This window comes from Acidovorax sp. KPB24-03 (genome assembly GCF_057546605.1).
Map to the genome: position 1 here is coordinate 1 of NZ_BAAJYR010000467.1, position 2525 is coordinate 2525.

At 68.9% G+C, this 2525-nt stretch carries 2 pseudogenes; one reads left to right on the forward strand and one right to left on the reverse strand.

The annotated features are described in order from the left end of the window. Positions 1 to 934: pseudogene (locus AC27KI_RS22685) on the reverse strand (glutamate--cysteine ligase); the annotation flags it as partial. Between the two features lie 257 nt (positions 935 to 1191). Between AC27KI_RS22685 and AC27KI_RS22690 the strand changes: the two are divergent. Then, positions 1192 to 2525: pseudogene (locus AC27KI_RS22690) on the forward strand (hypothetical protein); the annotation flags it as partial.

Below are 2525 nucleotides of genomic sequence, written 5' to 3' on the forward strand. Positions count from 1 at the left end.
CCTCGACGTATTCCACCCCCCGGTCGCGCAGCGCGTTCAGAGGCCGCTCGCCCGAGCGCACGGTGCGCTTGGGGCGAATGGTGCCGTAGAACTCGTTCTCGATCTGCAGCAGGCTGGTGCCCAGCTGGTTGTATTCGCCCCCGGGGTTGCGCACGCCCAGCGCCTCGTAGGCGGGGTACGGCCGGCTCAGGGCTTCGCGCAGCGAGGCGGCGTAGCCGTCCAGGCCGTTGTAGCTCACCGCCAGCGTGGCCTGCGCATCGCTCTGGTAGCCCAGGCGGCCCATGCGCAGCGAGGTGGCGTGCGGCAGGTAGAGCGCCTCGCCACCCAGGCGCTGCAGGCCGTGCTCGCGCCCCTGCACGAAGCATGGGCACAGCGCGGGCGAGGCGCCGAACAGATACAGCAGCACGAAGGCATGGCGGCGGAAGTTGCGGATCAGCGCGAAGTATTCGTCGCTGGTCACATCGGGCAGCGACCAGTTGTAGTGGATGCCCGAGATGGTCTGCATGCGCCGGCCGTAGCGGTGGCCCAGCCCCATGCGGTACACGCTCTTGGCGCGCCCCACGTTGGACGAGCCGTAGCGCGCCAGGGGAATGGTCTCGTCGGTGGGCAGGCCGCAGGGCATGCTGGACAGCCACAGCATCTCGCCGCCCGAAGCCTGCAGGCTGCGGTAGACGAACTGGTGGATCTCGGTGAGTTCGTCCAGGCATTCCTGCACGCCAAGGCGCGCTCCCGTGATCAGCTCGATCTGCGACTCGCTGTAGTCGGTGGTGATGTGGGGATGGGTCAGCGCCGAGCCGAGCGCCGCCGGGTGCGGCGTGAGCGCCAGCCCTCCCGTGGGCAGCACCCGCAGTCCCTCTTTTTCGATGCCACGGCGCATGCCAGCCAGTCGGCTGGCGGGCTGCGCGTGGATTTTCCGCTGCAGATGGCTCATCATCATTTGGTCGTTTCTTTATCACCTGATCGTCGGTTCGGCCCGGAACTTAGCACGGCCGGCACACTCTCGCTGGCGCACCAGATCAAGACCTTGGCTTCGCGCGGCCGCACCCCTCTTCGCAGGCAGGTCCGCCGCCCCGGGTGCCGCACTGCAACATCGCGCGTGTCGTGGCCAGCCAACGCAGGGCGTGCAATGCGCCCGGTCCAGCCACTGTTCCCGGGCACCCCTCGCCCGCGGAACGCACACGACGCCCATGAATGACTGGACACCATGCCCAAACTCTCAGTGCGTCCCACCATCTCGTCCGCAGGCCTGCCCGGCAACTCGACATCAAGTGCCCACGCCGCGCGCCGGCCAGCCACAAGCAGGCCCACCACAAGCTGCACCAGCTCGATCCGCGTGCAGCGCAGAACGAACTGCTGTCGCCCCTGTACGACGCAGGCCGGGCCGCGCGCAAATACCTCGCGCAGCCGCTGCCCGCCGCCGATGCCGCGTCCATGCCCCCGCGCAAGCCCAAATCGGTGCTGGGCCAGTTGGCGACCAAGGTAGGCAGTTGTTTCGGCATGGCGCGGGGCCACCCGAAGCCCGTCGAGGAAATGCTCCGCTACCAGAACACCTCGAAGGACCCCTCGCGCCTCCCTTCGCGCAGCCGCGGTCAATGGGAGAGCCTGGAGCCGGTGCTGACCGGGCAGATGAAGGCCGCCGAAACCGTGCGGCTGGCCCAGATCGCCGTGGACAAGGCCATCGCCATGGAGCGGCTGGTGCAGCACCATGAAACGCGCCTGAGTGAAGAGGCCAGCGAGCGCGGCCAAAGGGCGGCCAGCCTGGCCGACCAGGCACACCGGCTCGCCAGCGAACAAAAATCCATGGCCAGCTTGCGGGCTGCGCTTCATCGGCTGGACCAAAGGCTCGACCGATCGCTCGCGGAAAACGATGCGGCAGGTGACCGGGGCGGCAGCGATCAGGAAGCGCTGACCCGGCACATCGAGGCGTTGCAGGCGCTGAGAAGCCGGCAAGCCGCCAAGCACGCCGAACTGGAGCGAAGCAGCCAGGGCAAGGACGCCGAGCTGAAAGACATCCAGAAGCTGGCCACGGATCAGGCACGCGAACTGTTCGAATTCGAAGCCGGCGCCGACGATCTGAAGTCGCTGCAGCCGGCACTGGCCCGACGCCGCAAGGAGGCCGAACTGCAACTGGAGCACGCCCAGCGCCGCCACCGGACGGCGACCGAAGCCCTGCAAAAGACCTACGGCGAGATCATCGACTTGCAATTGCGGCGCCTGCCCGGCTTCGAGGTGTACCGAAGCTCGCCCGCGATTGCCGCCCTGCGCGAGGCGCTCCGCGACTGGGTGAAGGCCATCGACCCGACCCGCCACGGCGCCGAGGCCATCGCGCGCGCAGGCGCGCTGACGATGGCAATCAAGGCCCTGGTCGACACCAGCGGGGGCCATGCCGAGGTGGCGCTGCAGACGCTGCAGGCCCTGCGCACCCACACCTGGGGCACGCTGCTGCCCGACCCGGCTGCGGGCCCGGACACGGCCCCGGCACTGGACGCCGCCACGCAGCGCACGGTGGAGCTGCTGGCCCGCAT